General features: G+C 64.7%; 17 protein-coding genes. 12 read left to right on the forward strand and 5 right to left on the reverse strand.

Annotated features, from left to right (window positions below; genetic code table 11):
• Positions 1-170 precede the first annotated feature (170 nt).
• The 9 genes from dcm (at position 171) to FHX71_RS15865 (ending at position 11,871) form a co-directional block, all read left to right on the forward strand.
• Entirely contained in the window at positions 171-1,781 is a 1,611-nt protein-coding gene (gene dcm, locus FHX71_RS15825) for a DNA (cytosine-5-)-methyltransferase (RefSeq protein WP_182617938.1), read from the forward strand.
• A gap of 131 nt (positions 1,782-1,912) precedes the next feature.
• A complete protein-coding gene (locus tag FHX71_RS30085; RefSeq protein ID WP_182617940.1) occupies positions 1,913-4,159 on the forward strand; it encodes a DUF262 domain-containing protein in 2,247 nt (748 codons plus the stop codon).
• Positions 4,160-4,386: 227 nt separating this feature from the next.
• On the forward strand, positions 4,387-6,909 hold the full coding sequence (locus tag FHX71_RS15835) for a Z1 domain-containing protein (RefSeq protein ID WP_182617942.1): 2,523 nt from the start codon (positions 4,387-4,389) through the stop codon (positions 6,907-6,909).
• The gene (locus FHX71_RS15840) at positions 6,906-7,979 is read left to right on the forward strand and encodes a PD-(D/E)XK motif protein (protein WP_182617945.1); all 1,074 of its coding nucleotides are present in this window, start codon (positions 6,906-6,908) and stop codon (positions 7,977-7,979) included. The genes FHX71_RS15835 and FHX71_RS15840 overlap by 4 nt, the downstream gene beginning before the upstream one ends.
• Positions 7,980-8,079: 100 nt before the next feature.
• Complete coding sequence (locus FHX71_RS15845) at positions 8,080-8,496, forward strand: very short patch repair endonuclease (RefSeq protein ID WP_182617948.1); 417 nt, start codon at positions 8,080-8,082, stop codon at positions 8,494-8,496.
• A gap of 224 nt (positions 8,497-8,720) precedes the next feature.
• Positions 8,721-9,236 (forward strand): hypothetical protein, encoded by a 516-nt coding sequence (locus FHX71_RS15850; RefSeq protein ID WP_182617950.1) that lies wholly within the window; start codon positions 8,721-8,723, stop codon positions 9,234-9,236.
• Positions 9,233-10,480 (forward strand): hypothetical protein, encoded by a 1,248-nt coding sequence (locus tag FHX71_RS15855; protein WP_182617952.1) that lies wholly within the window; start codon positions 9,233-9,235, stop codon positions 10,478-10,480. The genes FHX71_RS15850 and FHX71_RS15855 overlap by 4 nt, the downstream gene beginning before the upstream one ends.
• Before the next feature lie 69 nt (positions 10,481-10,549).
• The gene (locus tag FHX71_RS15860) at positions 10,550-11,239 is read left to right on the forward strand and encodes an 8-oxoguanine DNA glycosylase OGG fold protein (RefSeq protein ID WP_182617954.1); all 690 of its coding nucleotides are present in this window, start codon (positions 10,550-10,552) and stop codon (positions 11,237-11,239) included.
• 95 nt (positions 11,240-11,334) lie between these two features.
• On the forward strand, positions 11,335-11,871 hold the full coding sequence (locus FHX71_RS15865; protein WP_182617956.1) for a YcxB family protein: 537 nt from the start codon (positions 11,335-11,337) through the stop codon (positions 11,869-11,871).
• A gap of 41 nt (positions 11,872-11,912) precedes the next feature.
• Here FHX71_RS15865 and FHX71_RS15870 read toward each other — a convergent pair whose 3' ends face one another.
• The 3 genes from FHX71_RS15870 to FHX71_RS15880 all read right to left on the reverse strand — a co-directional run bounded on the left by FHX71_RS15870 (position 11,913) and on the right by FHX71_RS15880 (position 13,821).
• Positions 11,913-12,386 carry a TIGR00725 family protein gene (locus tag FHX71_RS15870; protein ID WP_182617958.1) on the reverse strand — a complete coding sequence of 158 codons (474 nt, stop codon included), beginning with the start codon at positions 12,384-12,386 and terminating at the stop codon, positions 11,913-11,915.
• A gap of 70 nt (positions 12,387-12,456) precedes the next feature.
• A complete protein-coding gene (locus FHX71_RS15875) occupies positions 12,457-12,744 on the reverse strand; it encodes a DUF1330 domain-containing protein (RefSeq protein WP_182617961.1) in 288 nt (95 codons plus the stop codon).
• A gap of 120 nt (positions 12,745-12,864) precedes the next feature.
• The gene (locus tag FHX71_RS15880) at positions 12,865-13,821 is read right to left on the reverse strand and encodes an HIT family protein (RefSeq protein WP_182617963.1); all 957 of its coding nucleotides are present in this window, start codon (positions 13,819-13,821) and stop codon (positions 12,865-12,867) included.
• 141 nt (positions 13,822-13,962) lie between these two features.
• Here FHX71_RS15880 and FHX71_RS15885 point away from each other — a divergent pair, with 141 nt between their 5' ends.
• The gene (locus tag FHX71_RS15885) at positions 13,963-15,528 is read left to right on the forward strand and encodes a TIR domain-containing protein (protein WP_182617965.1); all 1,566 of its coding nucleotides are present in this window, start codon (positions 13,963-13,965) and stop codon (positions 15,526-15,528) included.
• Between the two features lie 86 nt (positions 15,529-15,614).
• On the opposite strand, the gene FHX71_RS15890 is transcribed toward FHX71_RS15885, so the two are convergent.
• Together FHX71_RS15890 and FHX71_RS15895 are read right to left on the reverse strand one after the other, a co-directional pair.
• Complete coding sequence (locus tag FHX71_RS15890) at positions 15,615-16,274, reverse strand: hypothetical protein (protein ID WP_182617967.1); 660 nt, start codon at positions 16,272-16,274, stop codon at positions 15,615-15,617.
• The gene (locus FHX71_RS15895) at positions 16,271-17,209 is read right to left on the reverse strand and encodes an ADP-ribosylglycohydrolase family protein (RefSeq protein ID WP_312877064.1); all 939 of its coding nucleotides are present in this window, start codon (positions 17,207-17,209) and stop codon (positions 16,271-16,273) included. The genes FHX71_RS15890 and FHX71_RS15895 overlap by 4 nt, the downstream gene beginning before the upstream one ends.
• A gap of 353 nt (positions 17,210-17,562) precedes the next feature.
• Between FHX71_RS15895 and FHX71_RS15900 the strand changes: the two genes are divergently transcribed.
• The gene (locus tag FHX71_RS15900; RefSeq protein ID WP_182617970.1) at positions 17,563-18,126 is read left to right on the forward strand and encodes a DUF4365 domain-containing protein; all 564 of its coding nucleotides are present in this window, start codon (positions 17,563-17,565) and stop codon (positions 18,124-18,126) included.
• Between the two features lie 38 nt (positions 18,127-18,164).
• Positions 18,165-19,019: a hypothetical protein gene (locus tag FHX71_RS15905; RefSeq protein ID WP_182617972.1), complete on the forward strand. Its 855-nt coding sequence runs from the start codon at positions 18,165-18,167 to the stop codon at positions 19,017-19,019.
• The last annotated feature ends 76 nt before the right edge of the window (positions 19,020-19,095 follow it).

Raw genomic sequence — 19,095 nt, forward strand, 5'->3', positions numbered from 1 at the left:
CAGCTGTACCAGTTCGAGTGCCTAGCGGATCCGGGGTGAGCTTGGGCAGGGACGGGGTGTCGGAAGTTGTGTCGCGAGCGCGAAGCTGCTTACCTACTCCGTAGGGCAAGTTCGGACTGATGTACGACGCGGCTGGATCTTCGGCGCGCCGTGACCGTGACAGGAGTCGAGTGACCAGCGACGCGTTTACGTTCGTCGACCTCTTCGCCGGAGTCGGAGGGTTCCACGCGGCCCTTTCTGAGCTCGGCGGGCGTTGCGTCTATGTGGCGGAGAAGGACAGGCACGCCGCGAGCGTCTACAGGAAGGCGTGGCTCTCTGGCGAAGACGTCCCGTTCGCAGAAGACATCAACGACGATGTGCAGATCGATGCGAGCCACACTATCGACGAACTCTTGGAACGGGCACGCAGCGGCCAGATAGACCTGGGCAAGATCCCCGACGAGTTTGACGTGCTGACGGCTGGTTTTCCTTGTCAAGCATTCAGTAAATCGGGAAAGCAGATGGGTGTGCTCGACAGGATTCGGGGCACCCTGTTCTACAACATCTTGGTTGTAGTAGCGATCCGGCGGCCAAAGATCGTGTTCCTCGAGAACGTGAAGAACCTCATCGGGCCGGAACACCGAGAAACTACTTTCCGCACGATCATCACGGCTCTCCGAGCGCTCGGGTATGTAGTGAGCGACGAGCCGACGGTGTTCTCGCCGCACTTCCTCTCGCCTGAGCATGGCGGCGGCCCCCAAAGCAGGGAGCGCGTGTTCATCCTCGGGCTGCGCGGCGACCTTGCCCACGGGGAAGAAGCGCCCTTTGTGGGACCAACACGAACGCCCGGATGGCAGGCAGAGAAGTGGTCACTGACAGAGACGTCGCTGGCCGACGGTGTACCAGCCGCGATCACCGAGGGATGGCTGCGCGCGGCCAGAGATACGGTCCTCGCCCCGCGCGCGAAGGAAGTCACAGCACTGCGCGGGGACACCAAGCCCTACAAGGTCACGGACGCCGCTTGGTTCAAGGTCTACGAGACTCTGGTAAAGAAGGTGAGCGCGAGCACGAACCACCGGCCAAACGCACGCGGCTCTCGATTTCCTGGCCATCCCATCTGGTTCGACGTCACTGATCCGGTGTGGGCGCAGAGGGAGCGCGACGATGCGCGTGCGCACGACGGGCTCGGTCGCAAGGCGCGCCCCTGGAAGGACGAGTTCCTCGATAAGTCGGAGCGATTCGTCGCAGAGTTTGCTGACGTCCTTGAGCGGCCGGCGAGACGGCCGCTGCTCGCTGAGATCCGCGCCTTGGGAAACAACGCCTGGAGGAAGTTCGAGTGGCAGGCGCAGGATGCCACGTCACTTCGCGACTGTCTCATTCAGGTCCGCCCGTCGGGCGTGCGGGTCAAAAAAGCGACCTACACCCCGGCACTCGTCGCTATCAACCAAGCTCCGATCCTAGGAAAGGACCTCCGCAGACTGACCCCATACGAGGCAGGAAGAGTGCAGGGCTTCCCTGACCAGGTCTATGCAGCGATGCGAGACCTTCAGCCCGACGCGCAGTCGTACAAGCAGTTCGGCAACGCCGTCCATGTCGGCACTGTTCAGTTTGCCCTCGTTCGTTTCATGAAGCACCATTTCGATTCAGTAGAGCCGAACTATTTCGGAGACCTCGACGTGCTGCTCGAAAACTGCCGTAAACACTCTGCATGGAACTTCGATCCGATCACGACAGCCAGCAGCGCAAGGAGAGGCGCGTCGGGCGTCGGCTCCTCTGGTCCCCGCGAGCGAACGCTGTTCTGAGGCGGTGTAGACCGTCGCGGCGGAGTTCACCCCGCGTCTAGCCGGATCGCTCACCCGATATCAGGCCAACACTCTCACCTCGCTGTGTAGTGTGATGAATCCAGGTCAGAGAGCCGAAGGAGCAGCAATCGGTGCAGTACACGAGCGCTACCTCGAAGGCTTCCGCCGTCGCGCGGATGTACGTGCTCGGCGGGCGAGACCCTGAGCCGCTGGGGCCTGGCGCCAAAGAGAAGAGATCGGCTTTCGAAGCGCTCGGCACTGCGATCGGCATGGATCTGGTCGACGTGCGGTCGAAGCACCGTTGCGCTGCGGTCATCGCGGACGCCGTGGGCGTCGAGTGGGATACCGGCTGCTGGTCCGCCGGAGACACCATCACGTCCGTAGGCATCAACAGGCTCGTGGACGCTGTGACCATGGCAAAGGTCGCGCAGCTCGAGCCGGAGGAGGCCAGCAAGCTGATCGAGCGGCTCCTCGCCGTAGGACATACGAACGACAACAGGAGAGAACTCATGCCGGAGGCCCTCACCGACGTACAGCAAAATGTGGCGGACTACCTCGCCCGCCTCAGCGAGCCTGGTCCCCTACCCGAAGACTTCGGTCGGGAGCCGTTCGCTTTTCGGGCGACTGACGTGCGGTTCGACGACGGGACGTGGCGTCAGAAGCTGCTGGAGGTCGAGGGCTGGATCCGACTAGGGATCACGTTGGACGACTCGTCGCCGCAGGCGTTTGACGCGAGTTTGGCCAAGGCTCTCAATCTCGTGCCCACGCATGCCGGCAACGAGCTCTTCGCAGCTCTCGCGTTGCTGCTCGAAGAGGCGTCTGCGCGACGTGACGAGTTCCTACAGGCGATGGAGCAGACCGCGGAGGGGACAGAGACAAAGACCAGTGCTTCTCTCGCGTGGGCTGCGTCGTGGGACGACGCCGCCGACGACGATGGCGCCGAACCGAGCGGCATGATCGATGCCAGGGCTGAGACCTGGCCGATCCAGACATTCATCCAGTATGCCCGCGACGACGAGCTGGACCTCAGCCCTTCTTACCAGCGGGCTGATGTCTGGCCGACCAACTACGCTCAGCGCCTTATCGAGTCAATCCTCCGCGGCATCCCGCTACCGTCGGTGATCATCCTGGAGAAGAGCGAGGACCGCGGAACCGTCTACGAGGTCGTCGATGGCAAGCAGCGACTCACGTCGGTCCTGCGTTTTACAGGCGCGCACCCGCATGCTCTCGATGTTGTCGCTCAGAAGAGTCTGGAGTGGAACGAGCCGGACCTTCCGCATGTGTTCGAGACCGACTATCCGCGTTTCAAGGAGATCTGGAACAAGAACGAGCGCGACCGCCTCACCACGGAGATGGAACGGAAGAACCATTTTCCGTTCCCGCTCCGGTCGAGCGAGACGCCTGACAGCCCGAACCCTCTTGTTGGTGATCTTGCGCCACTGCGTGAAAAGTACTACGGCGAGATCCGGGACCTCACCATCCCGGTCCAGGGGACGCCTCGGCGTGTTCGATATGTCTTCGAGCAGGCGGCTACGTACAAGATCCCCGTCATCATCTATAAGACGGCTACGATGGCGCAGATTCATGAGGTTTTTTCCCTGTATAACACGCAGGGCAAGTCTCTCAACGCCGAAGAAATTCGTAATGCCCTGTATCACAGGCTCGACCTGATGCGTGGCCTCCTCGTCATGGGGGGAGACTCTACGGATCTGAGCGTGGCTTCCTTCCTCTCGGATGACTGGGGAGACCTCAAGTCGACGAGCGAGGTCCTTGCGCGGTACCAGTTCGGCGACGTCGGTTACAAGCGTACGAAGGTGTTGTCGTGGGTCGCCGCAGCGCTACTTCTCAACGACGCAGGAAAAGACGGGATCACGCGTTCCACGTCTGCCCACATCAACGCGTTGTTGCAGCGAGTGCAGGCAAACTCGGGCGACCCTCTGCAGAAATCCACGACGGTCCGGGATCTTATGCTCCTGATCGATCACGCCCTGGATGCCCACGCCACCGTGGCAGACGCATGGCCCAAGCGCTTCCGTAGCGGCAACGACCGCGGCACCGGAAAGTGGCAGGAACTTCGCTTGGTGGCGACACTGGTCGCTCTGTCCGCGGCAGCCGTCGCCTTGGACGACCAGCTCGTCGACCGGTTGGAGGACGCGGTGCCGGCCATCAGTGACTCTGCGGCCAGGTGGGGCAAGCCTGTCCGCAACCAGTCGAAGGAGCAGTGGCGCTGGATCGGCTTCGTGGTCAGCGAGATCCTCGCGATCCTGGACGTCGACCCTGGAGACGCGCACGCCGCCCTGGTCGAGCGGTTTGGTTCCTCTGGTCTCAAGTTGATCGTCGACCACGCTCACGCGCCCGAGGGTTACGTCCGCGCATGAGAAGCGAGGCTGGTGCTAGGTACGGCGTCGAGCACGTCGCGCTGGCCCGAAGACCCGCAACGTGGTGGTCGGCGTACGAAACCAGGCTGGCAGCGTCGGGCATAGGCGTGACTAGCCGTGAGGTGATCGCTGATGACGCACGGTACATCGTGGACCACGGGATCTTCGGCGCAGGGGAGCCAGGCGGTCCTGCCTGGCCGCTGACGCGAGAGCGCCGAGGACTGGTCATGGGCGCTGTGCAGTCGGGCAAGACAGCATCGATGATGGCGGTCGCTGCGATGGCGCTCGATCGGGGCGTCGACGCACTCGTCATCCTCGCCGGCACGAGGACAGCCCTCTGGCTCCAGACGTTCGAGCGGTTCGTGGACCAGATCGACACCGACGCGAACGCTCACACTCGTCGAGTACGCATTCCGGGCGGCCTGGCATCCGATCTGCCGGGCACCGACCTCAGCAATCTCTACGAGATGCCGGGGCCCCGCATGAACCGCGCCCTGGCGCGTCGGCGCCCGGTCATCGCCGTAGTGATGAAGAACGCTGCGCACCTGGAACGAGTAAGTCGCAATCTGCAGGATGTCGTCTACCCCCTCGCATCGGAGCGGGGCGAATCGTTCCACCTACTCGTGATCGATGACGAGGCTGATGACGCCTCTGTCGTCGATACGTCGGCGGTCGCAGGCAACAGGCCTGTGCCACGGCGCATCATCGATCTGTGGGAGTCACGACAGCGGCCGGGCGAGACGGTGCGACCGGAGATCTTCGCGACTTATCTCGCGTACACAGCGACACCCCAAGCGAACTTCCTGCAGGACGGCACCAACCCGCTCGCTCCTACCGATTTCGTCGCCAGCTTGCGCACCCCAGGAGCCAGAGGCAACGCTGCCGTTCGCGAGTCGACCTTTCGCACAGAGGACGGGCTCAGAGGTTGGTACACGGGCGGAGAAACCTTCTACAAGGACCTGGCAGACGCACCACTCTGCGTGGCAACCGACGACATCCCTGAAGAAGAGCGTGTGCCTGATGCCGTCAGGGCGTACCTCGTGGCGGCAGCCGTGCGCCTACTGCGTTCGCCTGACCGGCTCGGCCCGTTCCATGCGCGGGGCAAGCGATACTCGACTTTCGGGGAGGCACGGTCCGCGGTCATCGACCCCATGTCGATGCTTATCAACCCGTCCGCGGAGAAGGACGAACACTTCGATACCGCCGACGCCGTGATTGCTTGGGCAGGCGGCGCGTCGTCAGCTCGGTCTAGCGAGGCTGCGTCCGAAGGCCGTGACCTCGGCGTCGAGGGGATCGCGACCGACATGGTCGAGCACCGCGATCGGTGGACAGCATGGCTCGACTCGTACCGCGAGACCGCGGACCTTGTAGTGGGCAGGTTAGCCCCGGCTGAAGAGCGCCAAGTCCCGACTTTGGACGAGTGGGACAGCGTGGCTCGCCTGATCCTCGAGGACGTCGTGCCCGGCACTCGCGTCGCTGTCATCAACAGTGACGAGAGAGCAGATGACCGTCCTGAGTTCTCGCCTCGACAGTGCGCCGACGGCTCCTGGCGCGCGGCGACCAACCTCTCTACGATCTTCGTGTCCGGCAATGTCATGTCGCGCGGACTGACTCTCGAGGGCCTGACTACGACTTTGTTCACACGCAGCGCATCCACCCCGCTCGCTGACACCCAGATGCAGATGCAGCGCTGGTTCGGCTATCGGGGCACGATTATCGACCTGTGCCGTGTGCTGACGACACGTGACCAGATCGACCTGTTTACCCACTATCACGAAAACGATGAGGCCCTCCGGCGCGACGTACTCAAAGCCATGGGGTCGGGCGCTGCGCCGACCCCGGTCATCCTGCAGGGCCGTGCGTTCAAAGCGACAGGGAAGATTGCAAACCTTCAGGCCGAGCCGCTGTTCCCGGGGCCTAAACCATTCGTCCGCCACATGAACCCAGCCGGCTCTGACGGGGACAACCTTGAGCTCGTGGCGAGCGTCTTCTCCGATGACGGCGTGATCGCCGTGCCCTCCGGATCGGGACAACGCGGCCTGCTGCTCTCCGAGGCGCTCAGCCTCACCGATGCAGCGGAGCTGCTCGAATCTCTGCGGTACGAGGACCACGGGCCGGGTCCGGACAGCGGGGAGGCCGCCAGGTGGCGGTCGGTAGCCCATCACGCGCAGATACCCGACGGTGACCCGTGCCTCCCGCTCTACCGGTCTCCCCTAGTCGCAGGCTCGCTGGATCTGTCCAAGGACTCGCCGTACACCGTCGCGGCATATCTGCGCCTGTGGTCGGCTGTCGTGCCTCGAACCGTCCCCGGTCTCCTGACGACCGACGACTCTCCGATGGTGTGGAGTCTCGTCGAGCCCACGGCACGAGCCCGAAGGCAGCCGAGGTTCTGGGTCGGTGTTCGGTTCGGGCGCGGTGAACCGCTGACCGGGGGGCCGCTTGCCCACCTCCGTTGGCCAGCGCGGCCCATGATGCGAAGGCTTGCAGACGGTACGACGTCGCTCGACGCGGACTGGGGATCGAGGAATTACTCCGGCGACGGCATCCAGGGCGATGACCTGTTCGACTACGTCGCGAGAGGCATGAACCCGCCACAGGTGCTTGACGGCAGGCGCCCACCCGGGGAAGACGGCCTGATCCTCTTCCACCTTGTCGGGCACCAGGGGGCGGACCCAACGATCGCCGTCGGCGTCTCGATCCCGCTCGGGGGACCCGACCACGTCCGAGCACGATCGGAGGCAGGGCGTTGACCTACGACCGCACCGAGTCCTTCGAGTGGCTGAGGGCCGAGATCGATCGGCACCCACGCGCGAGCACTCAGGGGGACCGCGACCTCATCTGGGCGGACACCGCGCACACGGTCGCTGTCTCGCGCGACGACAAAGGAACTATCGAGATCTTCCTTGTCGGGGACCCGATCGAGCCGGTGACGCGTGCTCTCCGGGATGTGCTCGAGCACCAGACGTGGACGACCAGGGGAGGCGGTGCGCTCGCCGCCAACCGCATGGCCCTCCCCGAGGCATCGAACCTGCCAGGCGTGGCCGCATTCATCTGTGCGGAGCTCTTGGCCAACGGGTTCGGAAGAGAACGGCAGCCAGCTTTCTCCCGCACGGAGCCAGTGATCGCCGCATTGTTTGCACAGCAGCAACTTGGCAGCGAGGTCCTCACTGGTCTGGTCGGTGAACTGATTCTGCTGGACGAGCTCACGCGCCAGTCGAGTGCGCCAGACGAAGTGGTGGCGTGCTGGTTCGGGAGCGTCCCGTCGTCACGTGACGTTCAGCTGGGCGAGGTGGGCGTCGAGGTGAAGGCAACGACGGGAGCGACGACCAGCCACCTCATCCAGGGATTCCACCAGGTAGAGCTAGGGCATCCTGTGACGGGAGCGCCAGAAACAGCTCTCTACCTGTTCAGCATCGGCGTCCGGTGGTTGCCACCTGCGGCGGTGGGCGGCACCTCGGTCCCCGCGCTGGTCGATGCCATCGCAGAGCGGTTGAGCACCTCCGTCCGCGAACAGTTCATCACGCGGGTACGCCAGTACGGCGGCGACATCGGGGTTGGGTACGACCACACGGCTGACCGGAACGGACCGAGGTACGCCAAGCGTCTGATGGCGACGTTCGAACGGCTCTACGACATGAGAGATGAGCGGATCCGCGTACTGCAGTCGTCGGACGTCGCAGGAATCCCTCACGTCGAGCACAACTCGGTGACCTTTCGAATCGCACTGCCCACGCAGATCAATGGCGACCTCAATCCGACGACCGATCTTGGGCAGGCCGCGAGCAAGGTGCTTGAAGAGGCGGGCTTTGCGCGACGCTGAGCGACTGCCTGAGAGCACCCCGCCCAGGGCGACGGCGGGGATGGTGCCGCAACATGTCGGCGCACACCCGGGGGCCTCGTCATCGTCGATCAGCCGCCGGATGTCGACGGCACGGCGGAAGGACACGGCCCCCGAGATAGCGCTTCGCCGCGAGCTCCACGCCCGTGGGCTGCGTTACCGAGTTGCGTACCCGATTCCCGGGCAGCGGCGTCGGACGATCGACATCGCGTTCACTCGTGCCAGAGTCGCCGTCATGGTTGATGGCTGTTTCTGGCACGGATGCCAGGTCCACGGAACAAAGCCTCGCTCCAACGCTGGGTGGTGGGCCACGAAGCTTGCTGCCAACTCGGCCCGTGACGCTGACACAAACCGTGTGCTGACGGAGATGGGATGGCGCGTCGTGCGGATCTGGGAGCACGAGACACCTGCTGCTGCGGCGGACGTCGTAGTTGCGGTCCTTCGTGACCAGCTGGACAAGGTGGCAGATCACTCTCGCGTCTTGCCAGATCCGGCTTAGGGCCCGTCCTGTGAATGGCCTGACCATTGATCGGGCCGATGTGTCCAGGTTGTAGGGATCGCGTAGGTACTGGCACCACATGCAGCCACGTGCCCGTATCTCACCCGCACGGCGGTGCAAGCCTGCTGACCTGCGGCGTCAGCGGCGGCGGCCTCGGCAGTTCGCCCGGGTGAACAACGGTCCGCGAGCAGACACGGCAACGCGATCTCGACGAAGGTTGGGCGGTGGCATACGCGCTGTCGCAGAAGGCGACAGCGGACAAAGCCCCAAGCCTGTGTCACATGGAGGCAGCAATGACGCACTGGCTCTATCCGGTGAACCCGACGAACACAGAGTCCTGGGGATACAAGGAACCACCGACGAAGGTGATGGCAGGCAAGAAAGACATCCACACCTGGCACCTGCCGAGGAAGCTGGGCATCACCACCGGCGACCTGATCTGGGTGCGAGAGTCCGTGCACCGGGACAATCCCGTGGCGCAGGTAGTGGGTGTAGGCGTGGTGCGCAGCGAAGAGCCCCGACCGAAGGACGGCGCCCACTGGTTCAAGGTGCTTTTCGGCACAGACCTCTGCCGGCACCTGGCAGCCAACCCCTTGGCCCTGGTCGTCGACAGCATCCCGATGAGCGCGAGGAAGCTGAAGGAAAGCGAGCAGGCTCAGCTCGCCCTGGTCCTTTTCGACCTGACCGTGGCGGAGACACGAACTCAGGCCCTCGGCAAGCGACCGGTGAGCCTCCTGTGAACCAGGCGATCCAGCTGATCAGTGACGGCGGCGGTCTGGCCGTCATCGGGAACGCTGAGGCCGTCGAACGATTCCTCAGCGCTGAGGGTCTGCCGTCACAGGACCTTGGTCTCCAACGGCTCGGGCCCCGGCTCGGCGCCGCGGCCGGCATCACGCAGACGGGTTCCGACCTCGCCGCCAGCTCCGGTCGCTGGGTGAAGCTGTCCAAGGAGTCGGCGCAGCTCGTCGACAAGTGGGGGCTGCGGACGAGCTCGAAGACCGGTTTGAGCTCCGGCGTGCTGAAGGGACCCAGCGGTCAGGTCAAGGGGTTCGTCGAGTTCGCGGCGAAAGGTCCTGGCGCACTGCTGACGAACCCGGCGGTACTAGCGGGTGCCGCCGGGATCATGGCGCAGCTCGCGATGCAGCAGGCCATGGAGGAGATCACCGACTATCTCGCCGCGATCGATGCGAAGGTCGACGACATCCTGCGGGCCCAGAAGGACGCTGCGCTCGCCGAGATGGTCGGAGCGGACCTCGTGATCGAGGAGGCCATGACGATCCGGGAGCACGTAGGGCGCGTCTCGGAGGTGACCTGGTCGAAGGTCCAGGCCACGCCGATGACCATCGCACAGACCCAGGCGTACGCCTTGCGCCGGATCGATGCCCTCGCGGAGAAGCTCGAGCACAAGTCTTCCATCGGTGATCTCGCCACAGCGTCGAGGGACGCCGAGTCCACGGTAAGAGAGTGGCTCGCGGTTCTCGCTCGCTGCTTCCAGCTGCAGGAGGCGATCGGAGTGCTCGAGCTTGACCGTGTGCTGGACACATCGCCGGAGGAGCTGGACAGTCATCGCATCGCGCTGAAGGTCGCCCGCGGAAAGCGGCTGGAGCTCATCTCGCACAGCACCGCCCGCCTCTTGGCCCGAATCGACAGAGCGGCGGGGACAGCAAACTCGAAGGTGCTCCTGCACCCGACCTCGTCCAGAGCCGTGGTGCAGGCCGGCAACCACGTAGCGACCGCCGTCGTCGACTTCCACGGACGCCTCGGGATCGACGACGACCGACAGGCTCTGGAAGCGAGGCGATGGGTGGACGCCGTCACTGAGGTGAAGGACATGGCGCTGCAGACCGGAGCCGAGGGCATCGACGCTGCCAGACGGGTCGGCAATGGCACCGTCGACCGGGCCAGATCCGTGACAGACAGGCTGTCAGGCGAGATCGCCACGAGGGCTCTCCGCAGACGCGGGAACAACGAAGAGACGAGGTAAGAGGTAGATGGTCCGGTCCACTCTCTGTTCGCGACGGAGTGGCGCGCAACCGCTCCGCAGGGTCGTGCGATGACAGATCTTCCGGCGCTGCTGAGAGAGAAGATCGCGCCTGATCGCGGTGAGGCCGTGCTGGGCCAGGCGGTGCCGTTCAACCCAGAGACCTGGAAGCGATGGCTGCCGGAAGGCCTCTGGCCGGACGAGCTCGATCTTCTCCAGGGAACAGGCAAGTTCCACCGGATCACTCGCGATGACGTCTTTAGGCTCTCCGCGGACGTCGACACGCCCGCCCAGGCGGTGCAGTGCTACGTCGCAGCGTGCGTGTGGGGTACCGGGGCCGGGGGCATCGGCGTCGCCCGGCGCAGCCGCCCGCTGCACTCGCGCAAGGACGCTGGCGACCGGCTCCTTGAGTCCATGACGACGCTCCGCGAGGACGGCGCCGTCGCCGCCTATCGACGCCTCCAAAAGGGTGGCGACACGAACCTCAGAGGCCTCGGGCCGGCGTTCTTCACCAAGGTGCTCTACTTCGCCGGCTGGGATGCTGCGCCAGGTCCGCGCCCGTTGATTCTCGACCGGTTCGTCGTCCGAGCCTTCAACGAGCAGGCCGAGCTCACCTGGCGGACGAACTGGACCTGGACTCGCGACCAGTACGCCCTCTACCTGGACACCGTAGCCCGTTGGGCTAGTTCTTGGGCAACCACGGCCGACGTCGTCGAACGTCAGCTGTTCGATCACGGCAAGACCCTGAGCGCGCGACGGTGAGCCAGAGAGACGTCCCGGCACCGCCGAGAAATGTCAGCCGTGCAGTAATGGGCAGCAACCAGTACATCGAGGTCGGTGCGTGCCAGACTTCGCGGGTGGCTTCCGACGGTTCAATCACCACGCGCACGATCTCCGCTCAGTGGAACCCCGAACGTCGCGACATCGTCGCGCTCATCCGACTGGCAGGTGTTCCGCGCGCGCTCGTCGTGTTCTTGATCGCGCTCTTGTTGATCGGGATGCTGCTGTCTGTCGGCTGGCGGAACGATCCTGTCGGCAGGTCCTTCTCGTTCACGCTGGTCTTCGCATCAGCAGCCGTACTGTTCTGGGTCGGCGTGATTGCGCCCGTTCTTGTCCCACGGCTGATCTGGAATGCCCACAGCGCAGCCCGCCGTCCGACGAGCCTCCAGATCACCGTCGACGGCGTCGCGGTCGAACAGTCGGTCGTGTCGTCGACGTTCACGTGGGCGGCGGTCCTCCTCGCGATCGAGGGCAAGAATGCCTTCGTGCTCCACGTCTCGTCTGCTGTCCTCTCGACGCCGGTTGTGTTGCCCAAGCGCGCACTGCGACCCGAGGACATCGGACCGGCAAGCGAGCTCATCCGGGCATACGCGACGCGATACCGCAGGCGCTGAACAGCAGATCAGTCGCCGCTACGGCCCGATTCCGAGGCGGCTCACGCGCGGCTGAGCGCAAAGTCCACAGCCTCGACCGGCGTGGCCGCGGCAGGCGGGGCGTCCGGCACCGGTTCGCCGTCGGCATCAAGGAGCTGCCAGCCCCCGATGCTGATGACCGGCACGCCACGCCGACGCGCGAGTGCGAGCTCGGACAAGGTGCCCCACGAGCCTCCGACGACAATCACGGCGTCAGCTGACCACACCAAGATCGCGTTGCGCGCCTCACCCATGTTGGTGGCAAGGACTACGTCGAGGTCGGAGTTGGCGTCGTCGCGAGTCGCCCCCGGTCGGACGCCGACGACGATGCCGCCGGCAGATCGAGCCCCGGCAGAGACAGCAGCCATGACTCCAATACCCCCGCCGTTGAGCACGACGACGCCGGCCTGGGCCAGCAAGCGGCCAATCTCGCGCGCATTCTCGGCGTCCTGATCGGTGCAGTGACGTGGGCCGCAGACGGCTACCTGGATCGACACAAAGGCCACTGTACGAGCGCGGGCGGCAGATGAGTCATCGCACCACCACCTGTCCTGCGAACAGGTGCGGTCAGGCACCTTCCACGATGACGACGCGGAAGTTCGCTCCCTTGAACCGGTGCTCCGCCGCGGCCTGGTAGGCCGGGCTCTCGTACCAGGCACGCGCCGCGGCCGTCGTCGGGAACTCGATCACGACGACTCCCTCAGGCGCCGGTCCCTCAAGCACCTGCTGCTCGCCGTATGCGGCAAGGATCTTCGCGTCGTGCCCCTCGAACGACTTCCCGACATTCTCGAGGTAGGCGTCGACCTCGGACTGGTCGTGGGTGCTTTCCTTGAAGAACACAACGTACGCACTCATGACGGGACCCTTTCGAACGACATCTCTGGTGCGTTCGATGAGGCATCCAGTCCTCGATTCATCTCACGCGTGTGCGCGACGAGCATAGCGACTGGTCAGAGATGCCAACTGAGTGGCGTCTCACCAGGTCCCGCCGATCGCGATCACCAGCCCGATCAGAAGTAGCGCCCCGTAGAACGGCAGGATGGACCACGAGCGCCAGACCCTCCAGCCCGGCACCCATCGCCGGGCCGAGGCCGCCAAAAGGCCCCGCCACGAGCCGGGCGGCACCGGTGCAGCAGTCCCGGAAGGATCCAGCGAAAAGGCCCGGACCGGTCGCGTGTTCCGCGCGACAGCGTCGTAGAGACCCCTGAAATCACGCTCGACGCGGAGGTAGTTCGCGTCCACGTACATGGACAGGATCACCGTGGCCAGCCCGAGCAGCGCAAGAGCGACGGAGCCTTCGGTGATGCTGAAGCCGTACAGCGCGATGACCACGGGGAGCAGCCAGGTCTTCACGTTTCCCGAGGCCGCGGCCATCCGGGCCACGACGGCCTGGACGAGCTCGAGGTGCTTGCGACGGTCCTCGCCGCTCGGGCCTTCTCTCGCAGGCGCCTCGGTCCAGGAGGCCACTCGCAGGCGTGACCACGCCTCGTCCTTCTCGGACGCCGGGTAGCGCGCCTTCGTGGGCCAGATCCGTCCCATCGCGTCGCCGGCTCGCCGCGGCACGAGGTGCACATGCAGGTGGAACACCGTCTGCGTGGCGGACGCGCCGTTCGACTGGATGATGTTGAGGCCGCTGGGATCGAGAGCCCTTCTGATCACGCCGGCGAGCCGGACGCAGACCTTGCCCAGGTGGGCAGCCTCACCCTCGTCCAGCGCCCACACGTCCGGCACATGACGGCGCGGCACGACGAGGACGTGCCCGACAACGGCAGGCTTGGTGGGGAAGAACGCCACGACGCGTTCGTCCTCATAGACCACGCGCGCAGCAGGGTCATCCCCGCGGACGATCCTGCAGAACGGGCAGCTGTCGGACGTCGCCAGGGTCAGCCCCTCTCCGCGCAGGACAGGGCAGGGCCGTCCACCGTGGACCATGTCCCGTACGTCACCTTCACCCTAATTCTTCCAGATACCTCAGATGATGGAAACAAGCTTTCACCGATAGTGGCGGCGCACGACGCGGGTCGGGAAGGATGGAGGCCCACCAGGCATCACCACCCAGGTCAGAGGAGTGTTATGACGCGGGACGTGTACCGGCTCGGCCAGGTCTTCAGCGAGTCGAGCCTGCCGGACGTCACCTATGTGGCCCCGGCTGAAGCTCAACGGCTCAAGGGATCGCTGGTGACGCCAGGCAAGCACGTCACGCTCGTCGGGCCCTCGGGGAGCGGCAAGTCGACGGTCGCCAAACGGGCGCTGGACTCGGCCGGGATCGATGCGGAGCGGGTCCACTCCTTCAACGGTCGGACCCACGCCAAGTCGCGGAGCATCATCGACGTCTTCGGCGCCGAGCTCGGGGTAGCAACCACGGCCGAGGCGGTCGAGGCGAGGCTGAGGGCGCTGGAGATGGTCGTGATCGACGACGTTCACCACCTGTCCCTGGAAGCACGCACCGAGCTCGCTTCCAACCTCAAGCTCTGGCACGAACGCGGGATCCGCCTCTTCATGATCGGGATCGCCAAGACCAGCGAGGCCATCCTCGGCCACGACCCCGAGCTGGCGATCCGGAACGACACGTGGCAGCTCGGCACGCAGAGCGACGCGTTCATGGATGCGCTCATGACGAAAGGGGAGCAGGCCCTCAACATCAGGTTCGACGCGGCGAGCAGAGCCACGGCGATCGAGGCCGCCAACGGGTCGCCCTCGATCTTCCAGGCGATCTGCCGGTTGAGCTGCGTCGAGGCCGACGTGATGCGAACCGCTGCCGATGAGCTGCAGGTTTCTGTCGACCTTCCCGAGATCGGTTCGCTCGTGGTCCAGCAGTACGACGGGCGCTATCTCAAGAAGGTGGTCAGCCTGGCTCGGGGACGTCGCGGAGCGCGTTCCGTGCACGACACCTACTACGAGATCATCGAGCAGGTCGCCAAGAGCAGCAAGAACCACATCTCCCGTGACGAGCTCTACCACGCTGTCGTCACGCCCGCGGACCCTCGCAAGAAGGACCGGATCCGGAGCTCGTTCTACCGCGCGATCAAGGCACTCCCTACGGTGATCGAGGAAAATGGGCTGTCCGAGGTTCTCATATACGAGAACGACACACTGACGATCGACGACCCGACTCTCCGCTTCTATCTCGACCACCTCGACTTTTCCCGGGTCAAGTCCCAGGTGAACATTCGTAGGGTCGGGTACGAGTACGACGTCGCGGTGTCGTTCGCGGGGAGCGACCGAGCGGTCGTCGACAACCTGGTCGAGGTTCTCAAGGCTCGTGGGCTCGAGGTCTTCTACGACTTCGACCAGCAGGCGCAGCTCTGGGGAAAAGACCTGCGCAAAGAACTTGCCCGGGTCTATGGCCGGCAGGCGCAGTACATGATCGTCTGTCTGTCCGACGACTACCCCGAGCGCGACTGGACCACCTTTGAGTTCGAGATCGGCAGGAACGCGGCGAGCAAACGGACCGAGGACTACCTGCTGCCCCTCGTCATCGGTACGAATCGACCAGCGATCACCGGACTTCCTGCGACCGTCGGCCACATCAGCCTGAGCGAGCGCTCCATGGAGGACGTCGCGGAGTACCTGCTGGAGAAGATCGCGACGCTACCGCCGATCTCTCCGAGTGCGCTCCAGCTACCGCCGGCGCCCTGACAGAACAGGAAGGTCCCCCGCATTGCTGCCCATCATCGACAGCTAAAAAAGCACGACAAGCCCCGGCTCCAGCTCGCTCAGCATTCTCAGTTCCTCGCCCACTGGGTCGCGCCAACCTCAACCCACGAGGCAAGATCCGGAGCGCCGTCGAAGGTGTACAAGGAGTACTCGGGGCATCCCGGCAGAACGGTGACGCCGGTCTCGGAGTGGTCCGGCGCGAACCAGACGACCTCCCCAGTGCGACGGTGCGCGAGGGTGAGGTTCCCGTTCGCCTCGGCGGCGACCGTCACGTAGTCAGCAGCCTCGATCGGGATACGGAGGCCCTCGTCGGCCCAGATCCACTCGTACGCGCCGAGTGTCTCCTCAACAGGCCGGCCCGACGCTTCCCGGGTCAGCACGTCACCACAGTCGAGCCACCACCAGGAATCTGTGACAGCACCGAAGTGCTCGACGATCCCACCTGTCACCGCCCGGACAGCCCGCAGCGCCTCTGGAACGTCGGCGTCGTCGTCCTGCCATGGCAGCCGGCACAACCACCCGCGACGATCCGCCGGCGGTCCCCACGCAAGGATCTCGTGCTCGACGCCGTCGAACCGCACAGGCGTGACCGTGGCCGTAGAGAACAGGCCAGCCATGACAGGCATGCCAGGAAGGTCGACCGGTTGATGCGGCACCGGACGACCGATGTCGGCGCTCTCCCGCTCGAGCCAAGAGCATTGCGCCGTAAGCAGGTCGAAGTCGTTCACGAGAGCCACGCGGGAAGCCCCTCCCGCCGCCCCAGCCACGCACCCGGCACGCCGACGACGCCGTCCCGGCCACCGACCCCCGTGTATGCGCTCACCATCCCGCCGACGATCGCAGCAGTGGTGTCGACGTCGCCACCAGCCTCGATACAAGCCTTGATCGCCCCGGGATAGTCAGACAGAAAGGTAGCCGCGGTCCACAAACAGAACGGCACCGTGTCCTGGGCGGACACACGCGACCCGTTCCCGAGCGACCAGGCAGCCTCCCCCACCGTCGCGCCAAGCAGGCCGCGGACGGCGGCCACGCCCCTCGCCGTCGCACCAGGCAGCAGGTACGGCTCGACGCTTTCGAGCAACTCAAGAGGCTCCGGCCGGACCTGCGCCGTCCGCACGCCAGCCACGAACGCGGTGGCCACCGCCACGACGACCGCACCGGCGATCCCCTCGGGGTGCGCGTGCGTAACCTCCGACGCCCGGATCGCCTGCTCGGCCGCACGATCGAGGTCGCCGGCGAAATACGCGCCCAGCGGGGCAATGCGCATAGCCGCGCCGTTGCCGAACGAGCCAGCAGGGAACGCGGCCACGGTCGCCTGGCGCCACGGAACGCCGTCCCGGATCTGGTGCAGCACCTGGACCGCACCGGCGCCGTACCCGCGGTAGGGATCGCAACGCTGCGCGAAGTCCCGGGCGATCCGCTCACAGTCGATCTCACCGTGCTCGATCAGCTCGGCAGCGACCGTGCAGGCCATGTCGGTGTCGTCGGTCCATGGCCACTGCCCGTCGGGCAGTGTCCCGTCCCGAAGGAGCGACACCGGATCGTTGGTGGGGACGAAGTACTGGGCACCGAGCGCGTCACCGACCGACAGACCGGCCAGGCTGTCCGCGCACAGTGCGACTCGCTGCTCGGGCTGAATGGTCAGGTCAGGGGCGAATGGCACCCGCAGATCCTGTCAGGCGCCCGACGCCGTGGCCAGCACCATGTCCATACCCCGGCAGGCCGATCAACGGCCGAGGACGACCTACAGGTCATGCGGCCCCGCCGCCGCCTCGACGACGATCTGCTCCACGGGTCGACGGCGTCCCAGCGCGAGCCGCTCGGCAGCACGCACGAGCTCGGCATGTACTCACACCACCAGGTCAGTGGTCGTCTGCGTGGGTCGAACAGGTGGGTTGCGGACGAGGACCGACAGCCCTCTCACTCAGAACTGAACACTAAGGTCCAGAATTTTCTGCCATAGCCGCCACTTTGTAGCATGCGCCTTTCTGACCTTTCGCCTGTACCTTAGTTCGCGTGACAGAGGTCTCCTCGAACGAATCAGCCGAACTAGGCGGTGACAACACCGGGATTCCTCTGTCCGCCCACAAGGAGGCCTTCGCCCGCAACGCCATCGGCATCGTCGCGGCGACTGCGGGACTCGACGTCTCCCTGGCTGGCCGTGACCTCGCCGCAGTCGACTTAACCCTGGTGTCCGACCGGGACTACGCGCCCAACGCGCTCCACCCCAAGCTCGACGTGCAGTCGAAGTGCACAGAACGTCTGGATGTCCAGCGCGCCGAGTCGATCGCATGGCAACTCGACCGCCGATCAGCAGTGATTCTGTCGGCTCCCAACCGCCACTCGATGGCGATCCTCTGCATCACAGTGGTCAGCGGACCTCCAGCAACGTGGCTCGAAGTCAACGACGCCGGTATTTACGGCAACTTCGCCACGTTCTACCTGCAAGGTCAGCATCTCCCGCCGGTACCCTCGCATCAGAACAGCATCGTCGTGCACATCCCCCGACGTAACCTGCTGACACCCAAGTCGCTCGACGAACTCATGAAGGAGGCGGCACAATGGCGATACGACCAGTGAGCCCGACTCCGGGGTTCCGGCCTGGACGAAACGTTGATATGTTGACGCCGCGTAGGTTGTCGAAATTCCTTAACTCGCAAGACGAGTGGTCCCTGCATTCTCGACGATCTTTTGACGAGACATGGATTTTTAGCCCCATACCTGGCGAACGGGAAGCGGTTGTTCACCTTCCAACCGACCCGGGTGATGTTGACTACGCGCGACGGCTGATAGAGGCGATCGAAGAAATCGCCATGCTGAATAATTCATCTGTCGAGCGGCTCGTCGGGGATGTATTGTCTGACGGAATGGACCGCGTGGCGCTCCGTGCGATGCCGACTGAAACTCAAGATCCATTGGGTACGACGCATTCCCTTGCCGCCATCCAGAATTTAATGACATTCTTCGCTCAGATCTCCGAGAACTCGGAGATAGGGCGACGAATTGGCCAAGCCACGAGAACCACTCCAAGCGAGGCGGCCAAGGCTGGCTGTGTGGTGCTTGATCTCGTGCCCGTTCCCGTTTTCGCTGTGCCCGCCTACCTGCCGCAAGACACCGTCGCATCGAGCATGGAAGCGAACGGGCAAGCTGAACAAGGCGAAACAGCGTGGATTCGTCGCGAACTCACACTAACCGCATTACGGGCTCTCCAGACAGTTCGCAGTGACACCAACCACGGCACCGACATTGATCTTTGGGCACCGGTCGAGAATGAGGACGATCGACGTCAGCGACTTGCGGTAGTTGTTCTGTTGGAGTCGACACGCAGCTGGAGCGTTAGCAGCTTCACCATCGAAATCGTCTGGCACAGGGAAGGGCCGGCCGATCGAGCTAGTACCTCCGAAGTCCAGTTCGGTCCCAACGAGCTCAGTTACCTCAATCTCGCCCGCCAGAGATATGGCCAGCACGTCTAGTTCCGCCACGATTGGTACGGATTTTCACAGGGCAGCATATTTCCTCTGCCATCCGGCACCCCTACGGGTTGAGTTG

The organism is Promicromonospora sukumoe (genome assembly GCF_014137995.1).
Lineage (GTDB): Bacteria > Actinomycetota > Actinomycetes > Actinomycetales > Cellulomonadaceae > Promicromonospora > Promicromonospora sukumoe.

Bases quoted from the DNA above. Each gene is read 5' to 3' on its own strand.
- FHX71_RS15835 (WP_182617942.1), top strand. From the start codon at position 4,387: ATGGGCGCTGTGCAGTCGGGCAAGACAGCATCGATGATGGCGGTCGCT.
- FHX71_RS15845 (WP_182617948.1), top strand. From the start codon at position 8,080: ATGTCGACGGCACGGCGGAAGGACACGGCCCCCGAGATAGCGCTTCGC.
- FHX71_RS15860 (WP_182617954.1), top strand. From the start codon at position 10,550: ATGACAGATCTTCCGGCGCTGCTGAGAGAGAAGATCGCGCCTGATCGC.
- FHX71_RS15875 (WP_182617961.1), bottom strand. From the start codon at position 12,744: ATGAGTGCGTACGTTGTGTTCTTCAAGGAAAGCACCCACGACCAGTCC.
- FHX71_RS15880 (WP_182617963.1), bottom strand. From the start codon at position 13,821: ATGGTCCACGGTGGACGGCCCTGCCCTGTCCTGCGCGGAGAGGGGCTG.
- FHX71_RS15885 (WP_182617965.1), top strand. From the start codon at position 13,963: ATGACGCGGGACGTGTACCGGCTCGGCCAGGTCTTCAGCGAGTCGAGC.
- FHX71_RS15905 (WP_182617972.1), top strand. From the start codon at position 18,165: ATGTTGACGCCGCGTAGGTTGTCGAAATTCCTTAACTCGCAAGACGAG.